10 protein-coding genes are annotated in these 17,065 nt (G+C 49.6%); 7 read left to right on the top strand and 3 right to left on the bottom strand.

Translation table 11 applies throughout. From position 1 onward, the window contains the following. Positions 1-61 precede the first annotated feature (61 nt). On the bottom strand, positions 62-1,837 hold the full coding sequence (locus AUQ41_RS01705) for a thiamine pyrophosphate-binding protein (RefSeq protein ID WP_063086225.1): 1,776 nt from the start codon (positions 1,835-1,837) through the stop codon (positions 62-64). Positions 1,838-2,413: 576 nt separating this feature from the next. Then, the gene (locus AUQ41_RS01700; protein ID WP_198155600.1) at positions 2,414-2,716 is read right to left on the bottom strand and encodes a hypothetical protein; all 303 of its coding nucleotides are present in this window, start codon (positions 2,714-2,716) and stop codon (positions 2,414-2,416) included. Positions 2,717-3,442: 726 nt separating this feature from the next. On the opposite strand from AUQ41_RS01700, the gene AUQ41_RS01695 reads away from it, so the two are divergent. From AUQ41_RS01695 to AUQ41_RS01685, 3 genes are all read left to right on the top strand, one after another. After that, entirely contained in the window at positions 3,443-3,649 is a 207-nt protein-coding gene (locus AUQ41_RS01695; RefSeq protein ID WP_063086221.1) for a DUF3892 domain-containing protein, read from the top strand. Between the two features lie 349 nt (positions 3,650-3,998). Further along, positions 3,999-5,900: an ATP-dependent endonuclease gene (locus AUQ41_RS01690; RefSeq protein ID WP_083952733.1), complete on the top strand. Its 1,902-nt coding sequence runs from the start codon at positions 3,999-4,001 to the stop codon at positions 5,898-5,900. 69 nt (positions 5,901-5,969) lie between these two features. Beyond that, positions 5,970-7,517 carry a hypothetical protein gene (locus tag AUQ41_RS01685; RefSeq protein WP_063086220.1) on the top strand — a complete coding sequence of 516 codons (1,548 nt, stop codon included), beginning with the start codon at positions 5,970-5,972 and terminating at the stop codon, positions 7,515-7,517. An 86-nt stretch (positions 7,518-7,603) separates the two neighbouring features. On the opposite strand, the gene AUQ41_RS01680 is transcribed toward AUQ41_RS01685, so the two are convergent. After that, positions 7,604-8,830: a DUF2235 domain-containing protein gene (locus tag AUQ41_RS01680; RefSeq protein ID WP_083952713.1), complete on the bottom strand. Its 1,227-nt coding sequence runs from the start codon at positions 8,828-8,830 to the stop codon at positions 7,604-7,606. A 165-nt stretch (positions 8,831-8,995) separates the two neighbouring features. On the opposite strand from AUQ41_RS01680, the gene AUQ41_RS01675 reads away from it, so the two are divergent. The 4 genes from AUQ41_RS01675 (at position 8,996) to AUQ41_RS01660 (ending at position 17,040) form a co-directional block, all read left to right on the top strand. Beyond that, on the top strand, positions 8,996-10,408 hold the full coding sequence (locus AUQ41_RS01675; RefSeq protein WP_063086219.1) for a hypothetical protein: 1,413 nt from the start codon (positions 8,996-8,998) through the stop codon (positions 10,406-10,408). Continuing rightward, positions 10,398-11,201 carry a hypothetical protein gene (locus AUQ41_RS01670; protein WP_063086218.1) on the top strand — a complete coding sequence of 268 codons (804 nt, stop codon included), beginning with the start codon at positions 10,398-10,400 and terminating at the stop codon, positions 11,199-11,201. The genes AUQ41_RS01675 and AUQ41_RS01670 overlap by 11 nt, the downstream gene beginning before the upstream one ends. Then, positions 11,201-15,922: a hypothetical protein gene (locus AUQ41_RS01665; RefSeq protein ID WP_063086216.1), complete on the top strand. Its 4,722-nt coding sequence runs from the start codon at positions 11,201-11,203 to the stop codon at positions 15,920-15,922. The genes AUQ41_RS01670 and AUQ41_RS01665 overlap by 1 nt, the downstream gene beginning before the upstream one ends. Before the next feature lie 119 nt (positions 15,923-16,041). Continuing rightward, complete coding sequence (locus AUQ41_RS01660; RefSeq protein ID WP_063086213.1) at positions 16,042-17,040, top strand: Wadjet anti-phage system protein JetD domain-containing protein; 999 nt, start codon at positions 16,042-16,044, stop codon at positions 17,038-17,040. Positions 17,041-17,065 lie beyond the last annotated feature (25 nt).

Raw genomic sequence — 17,065 nt, 5'->3', positions numbered from 1 at the left:
TATAGAGGAGTCAAACATGCTTGATACACAGCATATCAAGCATGGTTGACACATGCCATATTTACTCTGCTGTTTCATCCGCCGTGCGGGTCATTCCCGCAGACATTGCTTTGCTGTAACCCGGGGTGATGCGTGCATCGATAACGACAGCATTGCCCTGTCTGACATCCTCGAGTGCCACCTCAATTGCCGATTTCAAATCACGCGCATTGGTCACGGGACCAATGGCCTTTACCCCTTGCGCGCGGGCCATGGCGGCAAGATCGATATCAGGTCCTCCAATATGCTGACCGATCCATTTGTTTTCAACTGGACGTTCACGGCTGACGGCAACTTTTTCCTGATGGATTTCGTCATTATAGAAAGATCGATTATTGGCAATGATCGCGAGGAAAGGGATACCGTAACGGGCCGCGGTCCAGAAGGCCGAAACACCCATAAGGTAATCGCCATCCCCCAACACGGCAACGGGTAGCCGATCTGTACCCTTCAGTGCCAGTGCTGCCCCGACCAGCATACCCGGCCCTGAGGCAATACCTGCGCCACCGTCATAGCCAAGATAGTCAAGTGGATGACGGAAATGCCACAAATCCCCGCCCCAACTCAATGGCAGACGAACAAGAGACACAACCTCGTTTTTAAGCCCATCGCCGAGGGCCGCAGCAAGGGTATCTACATCCATAGGTCCCAAATCATCTGTCAACTTTCCGGTACTGAAAGCCGGCAAGTTCTGCGGTTTCAATTGGGGTGTTAAACCGACCTCTTTACATAGTGTACGTATGACGATGTCGGGCTCAGCCGCAATATGCAGATCAGCTCGAACCGCGGCCTGATGATCAAGGCTCCAGCCATTGTGAAGTTGGTGATCAACCGATAGCTGAACGAGTGGTGCATTCTCGGCCTGAGCGCCAGCCTGTTTGAGTGTGCCCGCAACGTCTACCCAGTCAAAACTGACAATCAAATCAGCTTCGTTGAGGACTTTTGCACCATCAGGGGAAAGGAAAAATCCTGGCGTTCCGGAATGAAGAGAATGGTCTGTCGGAAAGGCCGCACCCAGTTTGATATCGGTGAGAACGCGAGCATTGAAATGCTCTGCCAAAGCCACTCGGTATGCCCAGTCATCTGCAGACCGAGAAACTCGGCCCATAAGAAATACTGGGGACCGGGACTCTTTTAGCCGCGTGTGAAGTTCCGCAAGCGCGTCGGGCAATAATCCCTGTGACATAGGCAACTTAAAACGCCTTGGATCGGGTGTCTTGATCGGGGCTGTGACAGCCTCTTCCTGTACTGCAACATCAAAACAAATATACACAGGAGCCATGGGTGCTGTTTTTGCAATTAAAGCGCCGCGAATCATGGCCTCAAGCGAAGCAGATAACGATGCAGGTTGATCATCCCATTTGACATATGGCCGAACAATCGCCGCCTGATCGCGCGACGTGTGGATCCAATCTATCCAAGGTCGTCGTTCCGTCGCATCGACAGGACCGGTTGCCCCAAAGACCATAACAGGGACTCGGTCACACCAGGCATTGTAGATAGACATTGTCGCATGCATTAAACCGACATTTGCATGCACAATCGCGGCCATAGGCCGTCCGGTTACCTTCGCCCAGCCATGTGCAATTGCGACGGTATGTTCTTCATGAAGGCACAACAGCATTTGAGGATTTTCGTTGCCCAGATGATTAACAAGGCTGTCATGCAGCCCACGAAAACTGGAACCGGGATTAAGCGCTACATATTCGACATCGAGAGCACGCAGCATCTCCGCGATCAGATCGCTCCCCCACAAGCCTGTTGTCTCGGATATGACAGGCCGCTCGACCTTTTCCATCTCTTCCTCCCGATTTTTTACTTTAGTTGGTGTTCTTTATAGTCTCCCATTTAAGTACTTCGATATCTAATATCATGTCAAACGGGTTTTCCGATGCTATCTGCGGCTCTGATCCTCGTGACGGAGCAATCTGCTTCTGTTTTTCCGTCTGGGTAGCTAAGCGGGACTTCCTGCTTGTTTGGGAGCGGATGGTGAGGCCGTCGCCGGGCACTTGAATGTGCACTGGAAAGAGGTGGTCGATAAATGCGCGGTTCGTGATGTCACTGCGACGTGCTGCCCTAGACGATAAACAGACCTGCTCTTACACGCCGCAAAACCCTGTCCCTTTACTGGACCAATGGCGGCTCCACCCTTGACCAAACTCCGTATCCGCAATCGTGCTCAATGCTACGAATGCGTGGCACTGTTTGAGGAATAAACTCTAAGAGCAGTCTGACATGCAGGAGAGGGAGTCGACCAGCCAGTATCTCGGTTCGGAGAGTCATTTCGCCTCGATGGCAGATGACTCACCTTGGTCAACAGTTTCAAAGCAATCTTGGCTATTGCCGGTATCTGATCTGAAACCGATACGCGCTATCACTGTCCGTCCAGACAGTTGTCTAGATATTGCCGGGTTGTAAGCAGAGCTGGCAATCCATCTGCGATCATGACATCAAGGGGTTTCGCCCCAAGAAACAGCGGCCCCTGATTGGGCAGCAATATCCAGGAGCGGGCGATCGGCGTGTTAAAATACAGCTCAAGGCTGCGATAGATGCCGATCAGTGCGCTCAGCCTGAGCATCTGATCGACATTGATCCGGCCGCGATAATTCGGGCGGCGCGCGCCGCGCCATTTGCCCGGGGACATATCGGCAAGGGCTGCCGCCTGACGGGCGGACAATGCCCAGTTGTGTGCAATATTGCGATAGGCCTTGAGCGCGACCGCAGTCGCTCTGGGGTTCTGGCTGAAGTGCGCTGCCGTGGTCCGTGCCTCCCGTTTTATCTCTTCTGCCCGTCAACAAGCTGGAAATGTCGTCCCGTTTCGCCCATCATACAAGGGTGACATGGGTCGAGAGTTGGATGCATGACAAGGGAGGTCCCTATGGATTCCACCAGCATCAATCTTTTTCTCTTCGGCACCGGGGCCTTTTTCGTCCTGCTGCTCATTGGCATAAAGATCGGCGAATATCTGGAAAAGCACCCGAAGCCGGACTGACCCTTTTCCCTGGGCGAAAGATAGGCGGCGCGGTGCGGCCTGGCCTCTCGGCGAGCCGATCGTTTCGGAGAAGCCAAAGCCCGCCGGAGATTGGCGAGCTTTGGCCATTGTCTGTCGGGGGAGGCTTAGAGCCAAACGGTGCCGACAGCCCAGAATTGAGATGTTGGGTGGAGAGGATACCCTGTCAAGCAGGCGGGCAATCGTTTCGGCTGTGAATTTGTCCGTTAAGGTCTTTTAACGGACAAATTCATCTACTGTTCGGCCAAGAAGAAAAGGCAGATGGCAGGGCCCTGTTTCGATCATCGGTGGCGCAAATAGGTGAATAGTGTCTTTTGGTTGATTATTTTTAAGTGAAGATTCGCTGAAGTTGTTTTATTCTGTGCTTTCAGTAGATTTCCAAGGAGCTTGATGATGACCAAGATCAAAGGAAAGAACGACGGTCCCGGTGGGCGCAACGAGCACTACGACGTTGGACCTCGTAAGAATGTTCCGCGTAAGCAAATAGTGAACGAGATTAAAAAAGGTCAGCATCCTGACGCCCATGTTGTGAAGATCAATGGTCGGGAATACGCGCGCGACAATCCTGATCGCTCGAAAAAAGACAATGTGAACCGTTAAGTCTCATTGCACATTCTGACACGAGTACTAAAGGCGAAATTGCTGCCGTTTAAACTCTGCTATTCTTCCGAGATGTTGGCCGAATTGAGGGCAGGAGTGCTACCCATGACAAAATATGTAGTGGGATAACCCAGTTGAAGCGGATTTTGTGATACCAATAGTTTTGGCACTTTCCAGCAAACCATTAACCACCTTTGCATAGCCCCCCTACTCTTAATTGGGGCGTGGTTGATCAAGCATTGACGTTTGCTTCTGGTCTAGAATGGCTCCCATCAAATTGCACAAATCGATCTGGAAGGTTTTTTCATACCTTCTGATTGGGACGTTCCTTTGGCAAATGGGGGGAGAGATGAGATCAAAACTAGTAAGTATTTCCGTAAAGAATGTCGGATGTATTGGCAGCGAGACATTGACCGTTAAGCTGGACAATATTCTTTGCCTGGTTGGTGCAAACAACGCCGGAAAGACTACAATCCTGAGAGCCTACGAGCTGGCGCACACGCCGAGTTCATTCGATTATGCCAAGGATCGTTGCAATTGGGCTCCCGAAGGTGAAGCGTCGGAAATTCAACTTGATGTGCATATCCCTGAGGGTATGGGCAATGTTGACGAGAAATGGAAATTTGATGACGGCAACGGTCTGCGCATCGTACGAAGTCGCTGGATATGGCCTGCAGATCGTGAAGGCATTACGCGTGAGACTTGGGATCCAGAGGTCGAGGACTGGGCAAGTGATGGTAAGGCCGGCGGGGCCGACAATGTATTCAAGTCTCGTTTACCAAAGCCAATGCGTGTCGGTTCTCTAGATGACGCGATCAAAACGGAAGAAGTGCTCCTCACTTTGGCTTTGAGCCCCATCGTGACCGAGTTAAAGGCGTCCGCGAAGGACGAGAATTCGGATCTGTTTAAAGCAAGACTGGCACTTGCCGATACAGTGAATAAAGTGGCTGTACCGCACGAAGCACGGATAAATGAAATCTCAGAAAAAGTGATGGGGAGCTTGCAAGCTGTATTTCCTGATCTCGGGGTAAAGCTGCAAGTGGAAATGCCACCACCAGATTTGAAAATTGAGACCTTACTTAAACAGGGATCAGGAATAAGGATCGAGGAGGCAAGTGGAAAGTCTCAGCTTACCCAGCAAGGCACGGGAGCGCGCCGAGCACTTTTTTGGTCGATGCTACAGGTCCATAACGAGATGGAGCGTGACAAGGAGCGTCGTACCGCTGTTGAGAAGGCTTTGATCAGCGAAGAAAAGAAGAAAACAAGAGATGAGGCCAAAATAGAACAGTTAGCTGCGACACTTGCTGCCTTAGACGGTACCGGAGATTTTCCTGCCGACGCGGAAGACCCTGCATTGCCCGGCTATATATTGCTCATGGACGAGCCGGAAAATGCGTTGCATCCGATGGCGGCCCGTTTGGCTCAAACGCATCTCTATGCACTCGCCAATCATCCAGATTGGCAAGTGCTTATCACAACGCACTCGCCTTATTTCATCAACCCGTTGGAAGATCACACGACGATCGCAAGATTGGAGCGGTCTGTCGACGGAAAATCGATCTCGCCGCTTATCTATGTAGCAGACCAGGTGTCGTTCTCCCCTGATGAGAAAGAAAACCTGAAGGCACTGCAATTGACGGATGTCAGTTTGGCTGAAGTTTTTTTTGGCAGTTATCCTATCCTGGTGGAGGGAGATACCGAACAGGCTGCGTTCCTTGGCTCTGTTCAGAATGAAGACTCCAATTTGAAGCGGAGTGCCAGCATCATTCGAGCACGAGGCAAAGCGATACTGATACCGCTCATGAAGATCTTGCATCATTTCAAGACAGACTTTGGGATTGTTCATGATGTTGATTGGCCTTTCTCCAAGTCTGGCGAGAGCCACAACCCCATGTGGACAATTAACAACTCTATTCGCGAAGCTGTTATCGCGTGTCGTCAAGACGGTATCAATGTTCGACATCGTTGGAGTATTCCCGACTTTGAACGGTTTCTTGGTGGAGAGGAGCTTGGCAAAGACAAACCCTATGAAGCCTACAAGGCTGTGACATCTGACAAAGCAGTTGGCGAAATGGTTCTTGACCGAATGATTGAGTTATACGTTGAAGGCTCACCGGATCCAGATGGTTACGATTCGCAGAAACCACATCTTGACCAGTTGCTCGAGCAGTTGTCGGAGTGGGCAGCGCAACATGGGGAAGATGGGAATGTGAGATTAACGGGGAGTCCCCAAGCTCAATCAGCAGGGTGACACGATCAACAACTCTTCTAGTTTCTTGCAAACAAAATTGGTGACGACACAAGCCTTAGAGGCAATCTGATGACCGAAAATGATACGGAGAAAATGGGGGGCTTCATTGCCCGCGAGCATCATAAGCTCCGCTTTACCGAACTTTGTGAGACCTTCTTTGCACGGCTCGTTTTGATGAAATGCCCAGACCCTAAACTTGAGCGAACAATAACTGTTCAGCTATCTCTCTGCGATTTCTTTCGAAAGGTCAGCAAAGAAGCGTTGGTGTCTAGTCTCGCAGCTGAAACGATTAGGCATACGCATAAAATGTCAGAACTTGTCGGTGATGCTCTGTCAGCTCTGACTGGAGTTGAAATGAGCCCCACAGGAGAAGAGAAAACCCTTCTTGAGCATTACCAAGATCATATCGCAACTCGACTCAAATGGCTGGAAACAGGTAGCGAGGTTGATGAGCTTGCTCCGTGTGTAGAGCGTGTTTCATGTGCGGAAGTTGATGGACTGCAAGTCTTTGACATAGCGGTCTGCCCGAAAGTTCTATGTGAAGAGGTTTCCAAACGTATCCCTTTTGCTTTGGAGCTTTCTTCAAAACTCCTCATGCTCCTTGCGACAGCCCAGAATCGACCCGGAGATTCTGGGCCGCGTATAGATTTCAGAAAGCAGGTGGAGCTTCTCGTAAATCAATTAGACGAACGGTTTGATACGACGGGAGAAACGGAATTCACCCTGCTGTCTAATAGAATTCCCTTTAGGTGGGCGATCCAAGTTTTTGACAACATGGATTTAACAATGCTTGGAATTGGCACTTCGGGGTTAGAGGATAAAATTCTTCTACCATTGTTCCTAGAAGTGAACGGTTATCTTGATCTGATTGACCTTGATTTGGAGAGTGATCCCCGCGAGCGAAACGATGTTGTTGTTCGCTATTTTGTTCGGCGGCCAGCAAAACAAAATATCTTTGGTGCTGTGGATGCGGGACTTAGTCCCCAAACGAGATCTTTGCTGAATGAAACTGAGCTCGTTCTGTATCATCGTTTACATCAGCACGTACGTCAGGGATTAGTGTTTGGTGGGAAAGCCGAACTTGAGCAGTCGTTTGGTGCAATATGCTCAGGGCTTCTTCGAAGAGCCTCGTTTTGTATCGAAGAACCGAGTCTCATGAGAGAGCTAGCCGAAGTTTGGCTGGAGCAGCATAAAGACGAAAAAACTCTTCAGATTGAAGACAAGTTTTTTCTACCATTTATCTATGAGCGCCTGCGGAGTGAATTTGGCGCACGCGTCGTCAAAAAGCCGGAACGCTTCGGTGGAGAGGCAGACATACTGTTTGATGATTCAATCCCCATTGAACTGAAAGTACGTCGCGGACGCAAAAAACCAATAGATTTGGCCGATATTGAGAAAGCTTTCCCTCCAGGTGGGCAAGCTGCATCTTATGCCGCCATCTCGCGTTTGGGATTCGTCTTGGTTCTTGATCTCCCTGAGGAGGATGCATCGGTGGTAAGTTTGGAGAACTGCGTGACCACTCTTGAACGTCGATATCCCGAAGACGCTATGTATCCAACGTGTATCGTAGTGATTGTGTTTCGGTGTGTTGCACGAAGCCCGAGTAAATCACGTTAAAGAAGCCAACTGCTTAAATTGCGCGATCTCAAGGGATGCTGCAGAATGGCCGCGAGGACTCATGGCACCGACAGTCTTGGGATTATTCACGGGCCTTCCGCCTTTTCAATAACGTATGAAGCAGGCCAATTTCTTGGGCGTTCCTTTTCATTGTCTTTGAAGCGCTCGATGGCGGATATATGTATGAGGCTATCTGGTGGAATATGGCGGGGCTCCCCCCTAGGAAAATAAAACCGTTTCCACCAGATTTTTCGTTCATGCCATTCTTGGCGATGTGCGTTCTTGGGCAGAAATTCCAGAAGTCTCCAGCCGGTCGTGAGGGATGTGTGTAAAAGGCCATCAGCCGATGGTTTGGTGTATTGGCGCGCATTGACCCTTGGGTGGCCAAGTACGATATGGTTGACCATTTGTGTGCGAATTCTCAGGCCCCTGTTTCGTGCTTGCGCTAGCATCCATCGTAACGGGAACTTGGACAGCGCACTTTCTTCTTCGACAAAGCCGCCGCCGATATCTGAATGACAACCGTTGAACCAGACCTCGCGCAGGTCTTGCTTTGTGTGATTAGTGGCCTGTGAATATCGGTTCGGTTGGAACTTCTGACTGTTCGCCCAGTTTTTCAGGCGGAACATCCGGCGGTATTCATGAATAGCCACGGCATGGCGAACCACCTTGACTGCCGGATTTATCGAGGCGAATGGTAGTTCTTCAAGGTGGAACTTTGGAAAGATGCTGAGCCATACCGGAACGATGACTGAGGACACCGTATCCCAAACGCCAAGAAACTCGATCGGAACCTGAGCATAGGGACGCACGATCTCGCGAAACTCATGGGCGGTAGCATAATTACTATCCTCTTTGGCATTTTTGTAGGCTTTAAGCGCATAGCCTGCAAAATTAGCCTGATGTTGGCGTAACAAACCTACAAGATAGATCATGCCAGCCAATACGCGAACCGTATATGCGCCTCTGCTAAAGCCAAACAGATATATTCGGTCGCCCTCACGGTAGTTTTCTACCAGAAAGCGGTATGCTGCCAATACGTCGCGATCCAGACCTTTCCCGGTCGCCATTTCAAAAGTGGCATGGGCCTTTTGCCGCCACTTTCCCCAACTGTCTGGCATTGCAACAGTGCCAATTCCCGGTTGGTAAAAGACCAGCTGCTGTTCACTCTTTTCTGCGATCCGATAGAGCTTAAGCACATTGGAAAGCTGCTTGCCAATTTCGTTGGTGGTGCCATCGCAACAGACAACAAGATTCCTGCCTGGGCCGACGCTGGAGCGCGACATGCGCGTTTTGGATGGGGTATCTGTCATGGCCTAACCTGACGCTGTGGCGATTTTTCTGAAACGTGGGAGCTCCGATAGGATCTCGAACAGTTTCAAGTTGTTCCTATGTGTTAATTATGAAAGTATATTCTATCTTTGGTTGCAACTATTTATACTTCGGAATTCACATAAAACTTGCACTGAGCTGTGAAGATGCCGCACGACCTCTCGCAGAATTCTGACCACGAGATTCCCGAAGACCTAGAGTGGTTGTTGGGCGCATTCCGGTTGGTAGACTTGCATGACTCAGCGCATGCTGTGGGAGTACCTGCGCAAGATGTCGTACTAGCACGCCCTGGCCGTGAGTTGCGCGGACTTTGGCTTGATGTCGCATTAGAGCTCTTTAACTATTTAACCGTTTCAGATTTTGAATCGCCAGGGGCATTTATTCCGATAGATCCCTTCATTGATCAAATCCAGCAGCGCCATCCTGAACTCGGCGTGACGGATGTGCAGTATGTCGTAAGGGTCTTGGCACGACCGACAGAGGTGCATTTCCTCTCGGGGCGAGAGGAAGAAATCAATCCAAAATCATTCGTTACCAAAGATACCGCACTGTTGGAGCGTTCGAGGTCTGGCGGGCTCGTGAGGCTCAGTGCGCGAGGGCATCAAACTGTTCAGATCGCTAAGTCCGCCAAAGAATGGATTTATACTGGAGATCTTAGTGATGGTGTCGTCAAAGCGTTGAGGTTGGGCGATTTTGGTAAAATGATCGCCCTTTGCGGCCAGATGGTCCGTAGTATTAATCGTGAAGCTGAACAGCTGGTTGCAGCAACCGAGCAACCGGGTTTTGGGCAACTGCGGCGTTACTATCTTGAGAACCGAGGTGCCTATCAGGAAACCATAGAAGGAGCACTCAAGACGCTTCTTGAGGTGCGCGAACACCTTGCCACGACATCCTGCGCAGAACGATTTCAACAATATACCGAAAAATATGGCGAGGGTGCTGTGCTGTGGGACCAGATCCGTCGTGCACCGCGTGAACTGGCGCAGTCACTCGAGGGGTTCTTGAAGCGCTTTCTTGAATGTATTGACAGAATGCAAGACCGCGGCGCGGTTATTGCACGCCACGTTGACTTTTCAAGGCTGGCACTACGTTTTGCGTATGACCCTTTAAGCGAAGCAGAAATGATGGGCATGGTTGATTTGCTGATGCCGCAATTGCCGCGGACGGTTGCACCTCATCCGGTGGATTTTAGAAACTTTATCATCAGCCGGACAACCAAGACTGAATCCAACCGAGTTCTCCTACCGCCCGCAGACGAAAATCTCTCACTTAAAGAACTCAAGTGTATCGATGCTTATGCCAAGCGCTTCGAACAGCGACTTGCAGAAGGACCTCTGCCGTTATCCGAGATTATTATGAATGGTTGGGTTGAAGAGAGCTCGATACGCTTAGTTGAGGAGTTGATATCAGATTTTAGTGCTCCACCCTTCTTTCAAATTGGACAAGTTCGTGTAGCGGTAGCGCTTCATGATCAAGTGAAGTTGTCGCTCGTCGATGGTGATTTCAGAGGTAACGATATCGTTCTTGTAAAGTGCGAAGAGGTGCCGAGTGATCGATGATAACCTCGGGCATTTGCTGACATTTATGTTGCGTCACAGAGAGGCGCGTCTTGGCTCAGGAACACGGAAAAGCCACCCGGGGGAGCTGGATGTTGCAAAGGCGTTAGACGATCTGGACATTCAGCAATGGGATGTTCTTGGAAAACTCGCTGAGGCATTTGGGTTTAAACTTGAAATTGTTGAAGGTGGTCCGGGACGCCCGGAAATCGGCGAGCGTACATTCCTGTTCTTGCGCAACCCGCAATCAGGAATGCCGGAGTTTGGTGGGAGCCATAGCGCGCTGGAGGCGATGAAGCGTCAAAAGAACGAAACCCAACAGACGGCGAGGACGTGGTGGATATTCATTTGGTCGCATCACATGGCCCTACTTTATGATGGAAGATCTCTAACTGAGGTTTCCCGCTTTACCGGGGCGGATTTTAGAAGAGAGCATCTGGTTGGATTGGTTATGTCAGGCATTGACACTTTGTCGAGAATTGACGTCGCCCCGGACAAACGGGCGATCTTTGCACAAATACTCCTTGAGGTGGATCCGCATCGAGAAGTTCAGATCAGGGTCGACTCATTTTTAATGACCATGACGGAAGCGGGATTGCTAGAGCAAGTTGGTGATGATGTTTTTCGGCAAACTCTCCTTGCGGCTAAAGAAGCCGCACATTCTGTCGAAATCGGTTTGGGTGACTTGTTTGAAATCCCGCTAGAAGACCCAGTTGAAGGAACCCTGAACCTTGCGACAGTGCAGGATCCAAATGCCAATATTGTGGGCCAATCGGATTCCGAGGAGTTTGATTGATGGCTTTGATTGGTGCGTTTGAGACGTCAAATTTCCTGAATATCAAAAAGGCCGGGAAGCCATGGAGGCCAAGGTTTCGCGCAACGCGTTTTCGATTTGGAGGATTTAACACAGCCGTCCAGATGACAAACGGGAAAGGCAAGACCTCTATCGTGTCAAGTGTGCTGGGTATTCTCTCTTTGGACGCTCGTCTATGCAAACGCATGAAGGAACGGATGGCACCGGAAAGTGCGGGTGTCTGGAGCCATGTTCGTGTTGAATTCATTGAGGTGGATATTCATCAGCCGGTCTATATGCATCGCGCATTTGGAGAGGATTTACCGGGAAAAAGAGTCACATTTGGCGCGTGCGGGTATGCCAACGGAGACGTCATATACTACTACTACCCCCGTGATTTGGATGCGGTACCGATTTCTCGCCTGTTAGACGATGGGGCAGAAGAGCTATATGCAAATTCTGAAGTCGAGGCTGCGATAAAAGCTATCCCTGGCAGTAAATGGAATGTGCGCCCAAGGAAGGATCGCATTGAGTGGCGATCCCTAGTTTACGCTTATATGCCCAAAAATGTTCTCGAGCGAAACGTCAATCATATTTTGCGTGGAGCTGGCGATCATTCCGAGCCGTTATTTAAAACGGAAAGAGTTAAGGGCAGGGACTTTGGCACCAGCTTCTTCTGGCAAAATATAGCGCCCGAGCTCATGGCGGGTCCGCGCATTCGAGAAATCATCAATGGGGCAGACGGGGATTGGAGCCAAGAAAGCCCATACTTCGAAGATAACGTCAGTGCCTCGGGTAGAAAGCTCAGCCGTACAAAGCGACAGCAGCGGTTGCGCGAGACGGAACTAAAGGAGCAAGAGGCAACGCTCAAAGACTTACAGCCTCTGGCTGATATGGGGGACGCTCTACAAAAAGCGGAAAGACAGCTGAATGAACGTATGTCTGTTGTGGCGCAAACTGTAGTCTTGCTACGTGATCTCGTTGACGAAAATCCGCTGCCAGGTTTGTTGCGTTCACCAACAACGACTATTGAGAATGAACTGGTGCGAGAGGTACTCGCCAATGTCGTCTGGGTACCAGCCCTTGAGGGCTCAAATACCGAAGGTGCACCCGCCCTATGGGGAGCATATCTGTTTAAAAAGTTCGCCACCGATCCCGAATTTAATTATAGACGATTCCTAGAAAATGTGCTTGGCGTGAATTATGGGAAGAAGGCGCGGCAAGTTATTGAAAGTACACTGTACATTGGGGTCGACTCGGGAAAACCTGTCAAACATAGTGGCGGTAAAGAGCCGACATGGTTGGTTTTAGGTGATCTGCTCAAAGTGATAGAGCGACATGATAGCTGGAGCATTTCAAAAGCCGCACTGATCGAGGCGATCAATCATGCGTTTGATATTCTTTCCAGCCAGATGGACTCCAACCCTCTACGCAAACACAGATCTGAAATCGAAGCAGATGCACATCATCTGTCGGAAAAATCAATTCTGCTCGCGCAAGAGTTGGCAGACACCCAGCAGCGTCTCGATCGCCGAAAACTCGAACATAAAGAATCTGAGGATTTACGCCGGTCTTACAATGACATGGTTGAGCGAGGATTCTCTGCTGAAGAACTGTCTGCGCCGATCCGGACTGAAGAGAAAATCCTGAACGAAAATGATCGCCTGGACGCTGAAGTCGAAGATAAGGTCGGCAGAAAAGCAGAACTGTCCAAGTCTTTTGAGGCATTCCATCAGTTTGGAAGAAAACACGAAAAAGGTCTCTCTTGGTCTCCAATTGAACATGCGGATCAGATTCAAAAGAACTGTGATGCGGAGGGGAAAAGACTGGAGCAGTGCAAGCGCGATCTCAGCGAAAGCGAACAGTTGCTTAAGTCGAGCGAGGACAAATTAAATGCCTATAGGAAGCAGATCGACCAGCTTCATACTGAGTTGAAGAGGCTTGAAACTTTTGCGTCAGAAGACAGCGAATACACAGCTCTGTTTGGCGACCTTGAGCCCAATGACTCGTTTGAAGATCAACTACTTGACGCTTCGTTCAAGAGTAACAAAGCACTAGATGACGCACGGCGAAACCATCATGACCTTTCTGGTCTTAAACAATCGAGTTCGCTCTTTGAGATAGAATGCCCAGAGGCAGAGCCAGATACCTGGTTGGAATGGGCCCGTAACCAACGTGGCCAGTTGATCGTCGATATCGGTCACGAACAGGAAACTCAGACCACTTTACATCTCCAACTCAGAAGCCTCGAACACGCATGTGTGTCCCCATCTGGCGACGTTTTACGTGCGTTCTCGCTTCTAACTGAGGATCAAAGCTACAAATCGGTGAGCGATGTGATCCTTGAATGTATCTCCAGTGACACGGAACGCAAAAAGCTCGCGAGCCAATTCGGGGCGTTCCTTGCTGTTCCCGTTTTCAAGAATCCTAAAGATGCATTGGCTATGCGCCAGGCATTGGATAGAGAAGATTTGCAGGTTCCTGTTTTTCTTGAGGAAGGCCTCAAAGACTTTCTGAACAGGGAAACAAACGGGATATCCTGGGAAGGCGGTGTCTCGTCAGGTTTGATGTTGGGAGAGTATAACGATGTGATCGCAGCGCTCGTTGAACCGGAAGCACTTGAGCGTCGGAAAAAGCAATTGCGTGCAGACATTAAGTCAAGTGAAGCAAGGCTTGAGCATACTAGAGAAGAGCTTGAGCGCATAGGTGAGCAAAGCTCATTATCTTTGTCAGCAGTTGCTTTATCAGGTTTTAAAAACGCCGGTGGTGATCAAGCGATGGCCTCACTTGAGAGTTCCATCGTCGGTTTGGAAGAGGCGTCCGCTCTGGCAAAGCAGCGGATCACAAGACGAGCATTTACACTTATCTCCAATCGACGGGAATTCCTCAAAGCGGGCGGAGCTGAAAACCTGACGATCTTGAAGAGAGATTACCTATCACTTACGAATCAGATTGAAGAGTTAGAAGCCCAGCGTGAGCACCTGGGTGAAACCGTCGAACACAGGTCTGTCCAAAAGACTGCCGCTGAAGAGAAACTGTTAGGATTCACCTCACAGTTGGCAATGATTGAAGTTCTGAAAGAATGGCAGCGTTTACTTGATCAAGGGGAATTTGAGTGGCTCAAGCATGCTGAGGCTGAAATTGCAGCGCAAAAGGCGATTCTAAAGGAAAACCGAGATCGGTTGCGTGGCATTAATTTCGAAAAAGCCCAGAAATATGTAGATTGTCAACAGGACATTGAAAACATCAAGGACGAGCTTGAGGCAACGCAGGCAAAACACGAAGAACTGAGTGGTGCAGTTTCTCAGGCAAAAGGAGATGTAAACCTCCTGCGGGCAAAGATTGAGCGCGCGCTAGTTTTGGAAGGGCGGCTCGATCAGCTGGTGTCCGCAATCTGCTACCGTTATGTGGACGCCTATGGCTTCGTGCAGAATTTCAAGGACAAAGAAGGTGCATCAGATGGGAGGCTGGCACAGGACCCCTTGTTCCAGAGGTTCGAATTCATAAGAAGATACCTTGTTGATAAAGATAGATATTTTATCGAAGAAGAGGGCTTTATTGAGCATGTCAGCATGATTTGCGACGAGCTTGGAACTAAACGAAGTGAGGCCGAGCGTTTGGCTAGAGACGCGTTAAAGGCCGTGGAATCGGCACGTAAGGCTTTCATGACGGAAAAGGAAAAGCTCTCCAACACTGGTGAAGCAGATGACGATATCAAAGGTCCTATTTTTAGACGTATCGCACGCGCCGAACCATCTGATGTAAGGACTCTGGTTGACGAGATAAAGGGGAAAATCGATGATCAAAGGGAGCTTCTCGAAGCAATCCAGCGGGACGTCAAAAAGAATAAAGACAGCTTGATGAAGGTGTGGAAAACGCTTCTTGATGACGGCGTAAATGTACATCTTGGATATCTCAAAGAAGTCCTCGCAAAAACGCCAGATGCAACGTTCAAGATCGAGATTGAAACCGCTGCTCCCGAGCTATGGGAGAGTATTCTTGAGCAGGTTCTTGAAGAGATTGAGATAACCGAAGAGCGGGAAGCTAATACCAAGAGCGAACCAACTTCCGCGGAATTGACACGTAACAGAGCTCAAGCACGTGATCGAATTGCAAAAATCATTTATCCGCGGCTGTTTCCAGAAGCAAAAATTGCGGTGCAACACAACTCGATTGGGGGAAGGCCCTTTCCTTTTGACCGGGAGGGTGTGAGTGAAGGTCAATATGCGGCGTTGGAATTGTTGTGGACTGTAAAGCTCGCTGAATTTGCCTTTAAGAGAGACGCGTTAGAAAAGGGCTCGGCGCTAGGGCTGTCACCGATTCTAAGAAGGAAAGCTGAAAATGCGGCGCAGGGCATTTTGATAATTGATGGTCTGTTCTCCAATTTGTCAGATGAAAGCTTAATTGATCTGTCTCTCGGAGGTAGTCTGGAACTCCAAAGTAACCTTCAGATTATCGGCTTTATTCACCCTCCTCACTACCGGAACAATTTCGACATTTTCCCTCGTTTTATCGTTGGTAAGCCGGCAGGTGGCATCGGCGAGGACGGTGAGCACGTATGGACGAATGTCGATATTGAGCTCGGAAACGGGGCCAAATTGAAAATCAGGCCAGGGGAAGTGGTGATGGCAAATATGCAGGGCCAACGAAGACAGAAAGACGCTACGCAAAACAGGAATCAGGTTATCGACGACCTTTTCGATGATCAATCGGCAACGCATTAAACTCAATTCTTTGGGGCTTTAGGGCTGATATGAGTATTCTGTTGCAAGATGGTGATCTCGATATTGTGCGTGCCGCACTGCGATCAGGCACAAGAACCGGAACTATAAGGAAGTCGAGATTGTGGGTACTTCTCGAAGAGAGGTTACCTGAGCGCTTTGATACACCAATGATCATAGAGTCATTGCGAGAGCTCCAAGCGTTGGGTGAGCTTCGGGGCGTGTTCAGCCATGGTATGAGGCCCCTGCGCAACGTCCAACTTGATCTCAAACGAGAAGACATCCCTGCCGAGTATGCCCGATGGCAAGAGGTTATTGCGAAGTACCAAGATAAACTGAATGTTCCACAAAAAGCGGCACTACAGCGTGTCTCATCCTCAGTGTTGGAACTGTCCGAAGCTGATCAAATATCAATACTCGAAGGCTTGATTGCAATTTTCAACGATAAAGGGGTAAGTCACCGAGATCCATATATCACTTCGGCGAAACACTTGCTTGGCTCGTCCAAGGCTTTGGACACACTGGGTGCGCCAGTGGCTGAGGCCTTTGGGGTTGCCAAAGACGCCGGATATAATCGGGTTCAATATGTCCTGACAGCAGGTCCAAGACTAGAAGATGCAGATGCTATCGTTTTCATAGAAAATATGGCCGCATTTACTGCCTTTTCTCAGTCTCCGTCTAAACGTTCGATCATTGGAATCTGTTCATTCGGGTACGGCATCTCGTTGGAAAATCTTGGCGAGAGATTGCTGATGGGTAAGGTCGTGTCTTGTCCTGTGGACAATACGCGCCAAGAGTTGTCCACCCTCATCAAAAGCGATAAGACCAAACTATTCTGGGGGGACTTGGATCGAGAAGCGCTCAGAATCTTTGAGAAGCTTAGATACAGGATTCCCGAGCTGAGATTGTCTGCTGCTTACGGCTATATGATCGAGGAATTTGAGCGCCGTGGTGGTCACCCCTATGGAGCGTTCTCAGGAAAAAGCGGCCAGCAGCGGACCGCATCAGATGCCTCAGATAAGCTCCGTTTGATTATGGACCTTGTTAGATCTCGCGCATTTGATCAAGAAGCCGTGTGTGATCCTTGGTTAGGGGACATTGTTGGTGACGTTTGGGAATGAGCCGACAGGTTTCCGAGAAAAGAAT

Source organism: Thalassospira sp. MCCC 1A02898, from assembly GCF_001618185.1.
GTDB classification, from domain to species: domain Bacteria; phylum Pseudomonadota; class Alphaproteobacteria; order Rhodospirillales; family Thalassospiraceae; genus Thalassospira; species Thalassospira tepidiphila.
The sequence above is the reverse complement of the archived record's forward strand: the minus strand, read 5'-3'. Positions and strand labels throughout refer to the sequence as shown.

Excerpts from the sequence above, each read along its gene's own strand:
- AUQ41_RS01665 (WP_063086216.1), top strand. The coding sequence starts at position 11,201 with ATGGCTTTGATTGGTGCGTTTGAGACGTCAAATTTCCTGAATATCAAA.
- AUQ41_RS01685 (WP_063086220.1), top strand. The coding sequence starts at position 5,970 with ATGACCGAAAATGATACGGAGAAAATGGGGGGCTTCATTGCCCGCGAG.
- AUQ41_RS01705 (WP_063086225.1), bottom strand. The coding sequence starts at position 1,837 with ATGGAAAAGGTCGAGCGGCCTGTCATATCCGAGACAACAGGCTTGTGG.
- AUQ41_RS01675 (WP_063086219.1), top strand. The coding sequence starts at position 8,996 with ATGCCGCACGACCTCTCGCAGAATTCTGACCACGAGATTCCCGAAGAC.
- AUQ41_RS01695 (WP_063086221.1), top strand. The coding sequence starts at position 3,443 with ATGACCAAGATCAAAGGAAAGAACGACGGTCCCGGTGGGCGCAACGAG.
- AUQ41_RS01680 (WP_083952713.1), bottom strand. The coding sequence starts at position 8,830 with ATGACAGATACCCCATCCAAAACGCGCATGTCGCGCTCCAGCGTCGGC.
- AUQ41_RS01690 (WP_083952733.1), top strand. The coding sequence starts at position 3,999 with ATGAGATCAAAACTAGTAAGTATTTCCGTAAAGAATGTCGGATGTATT.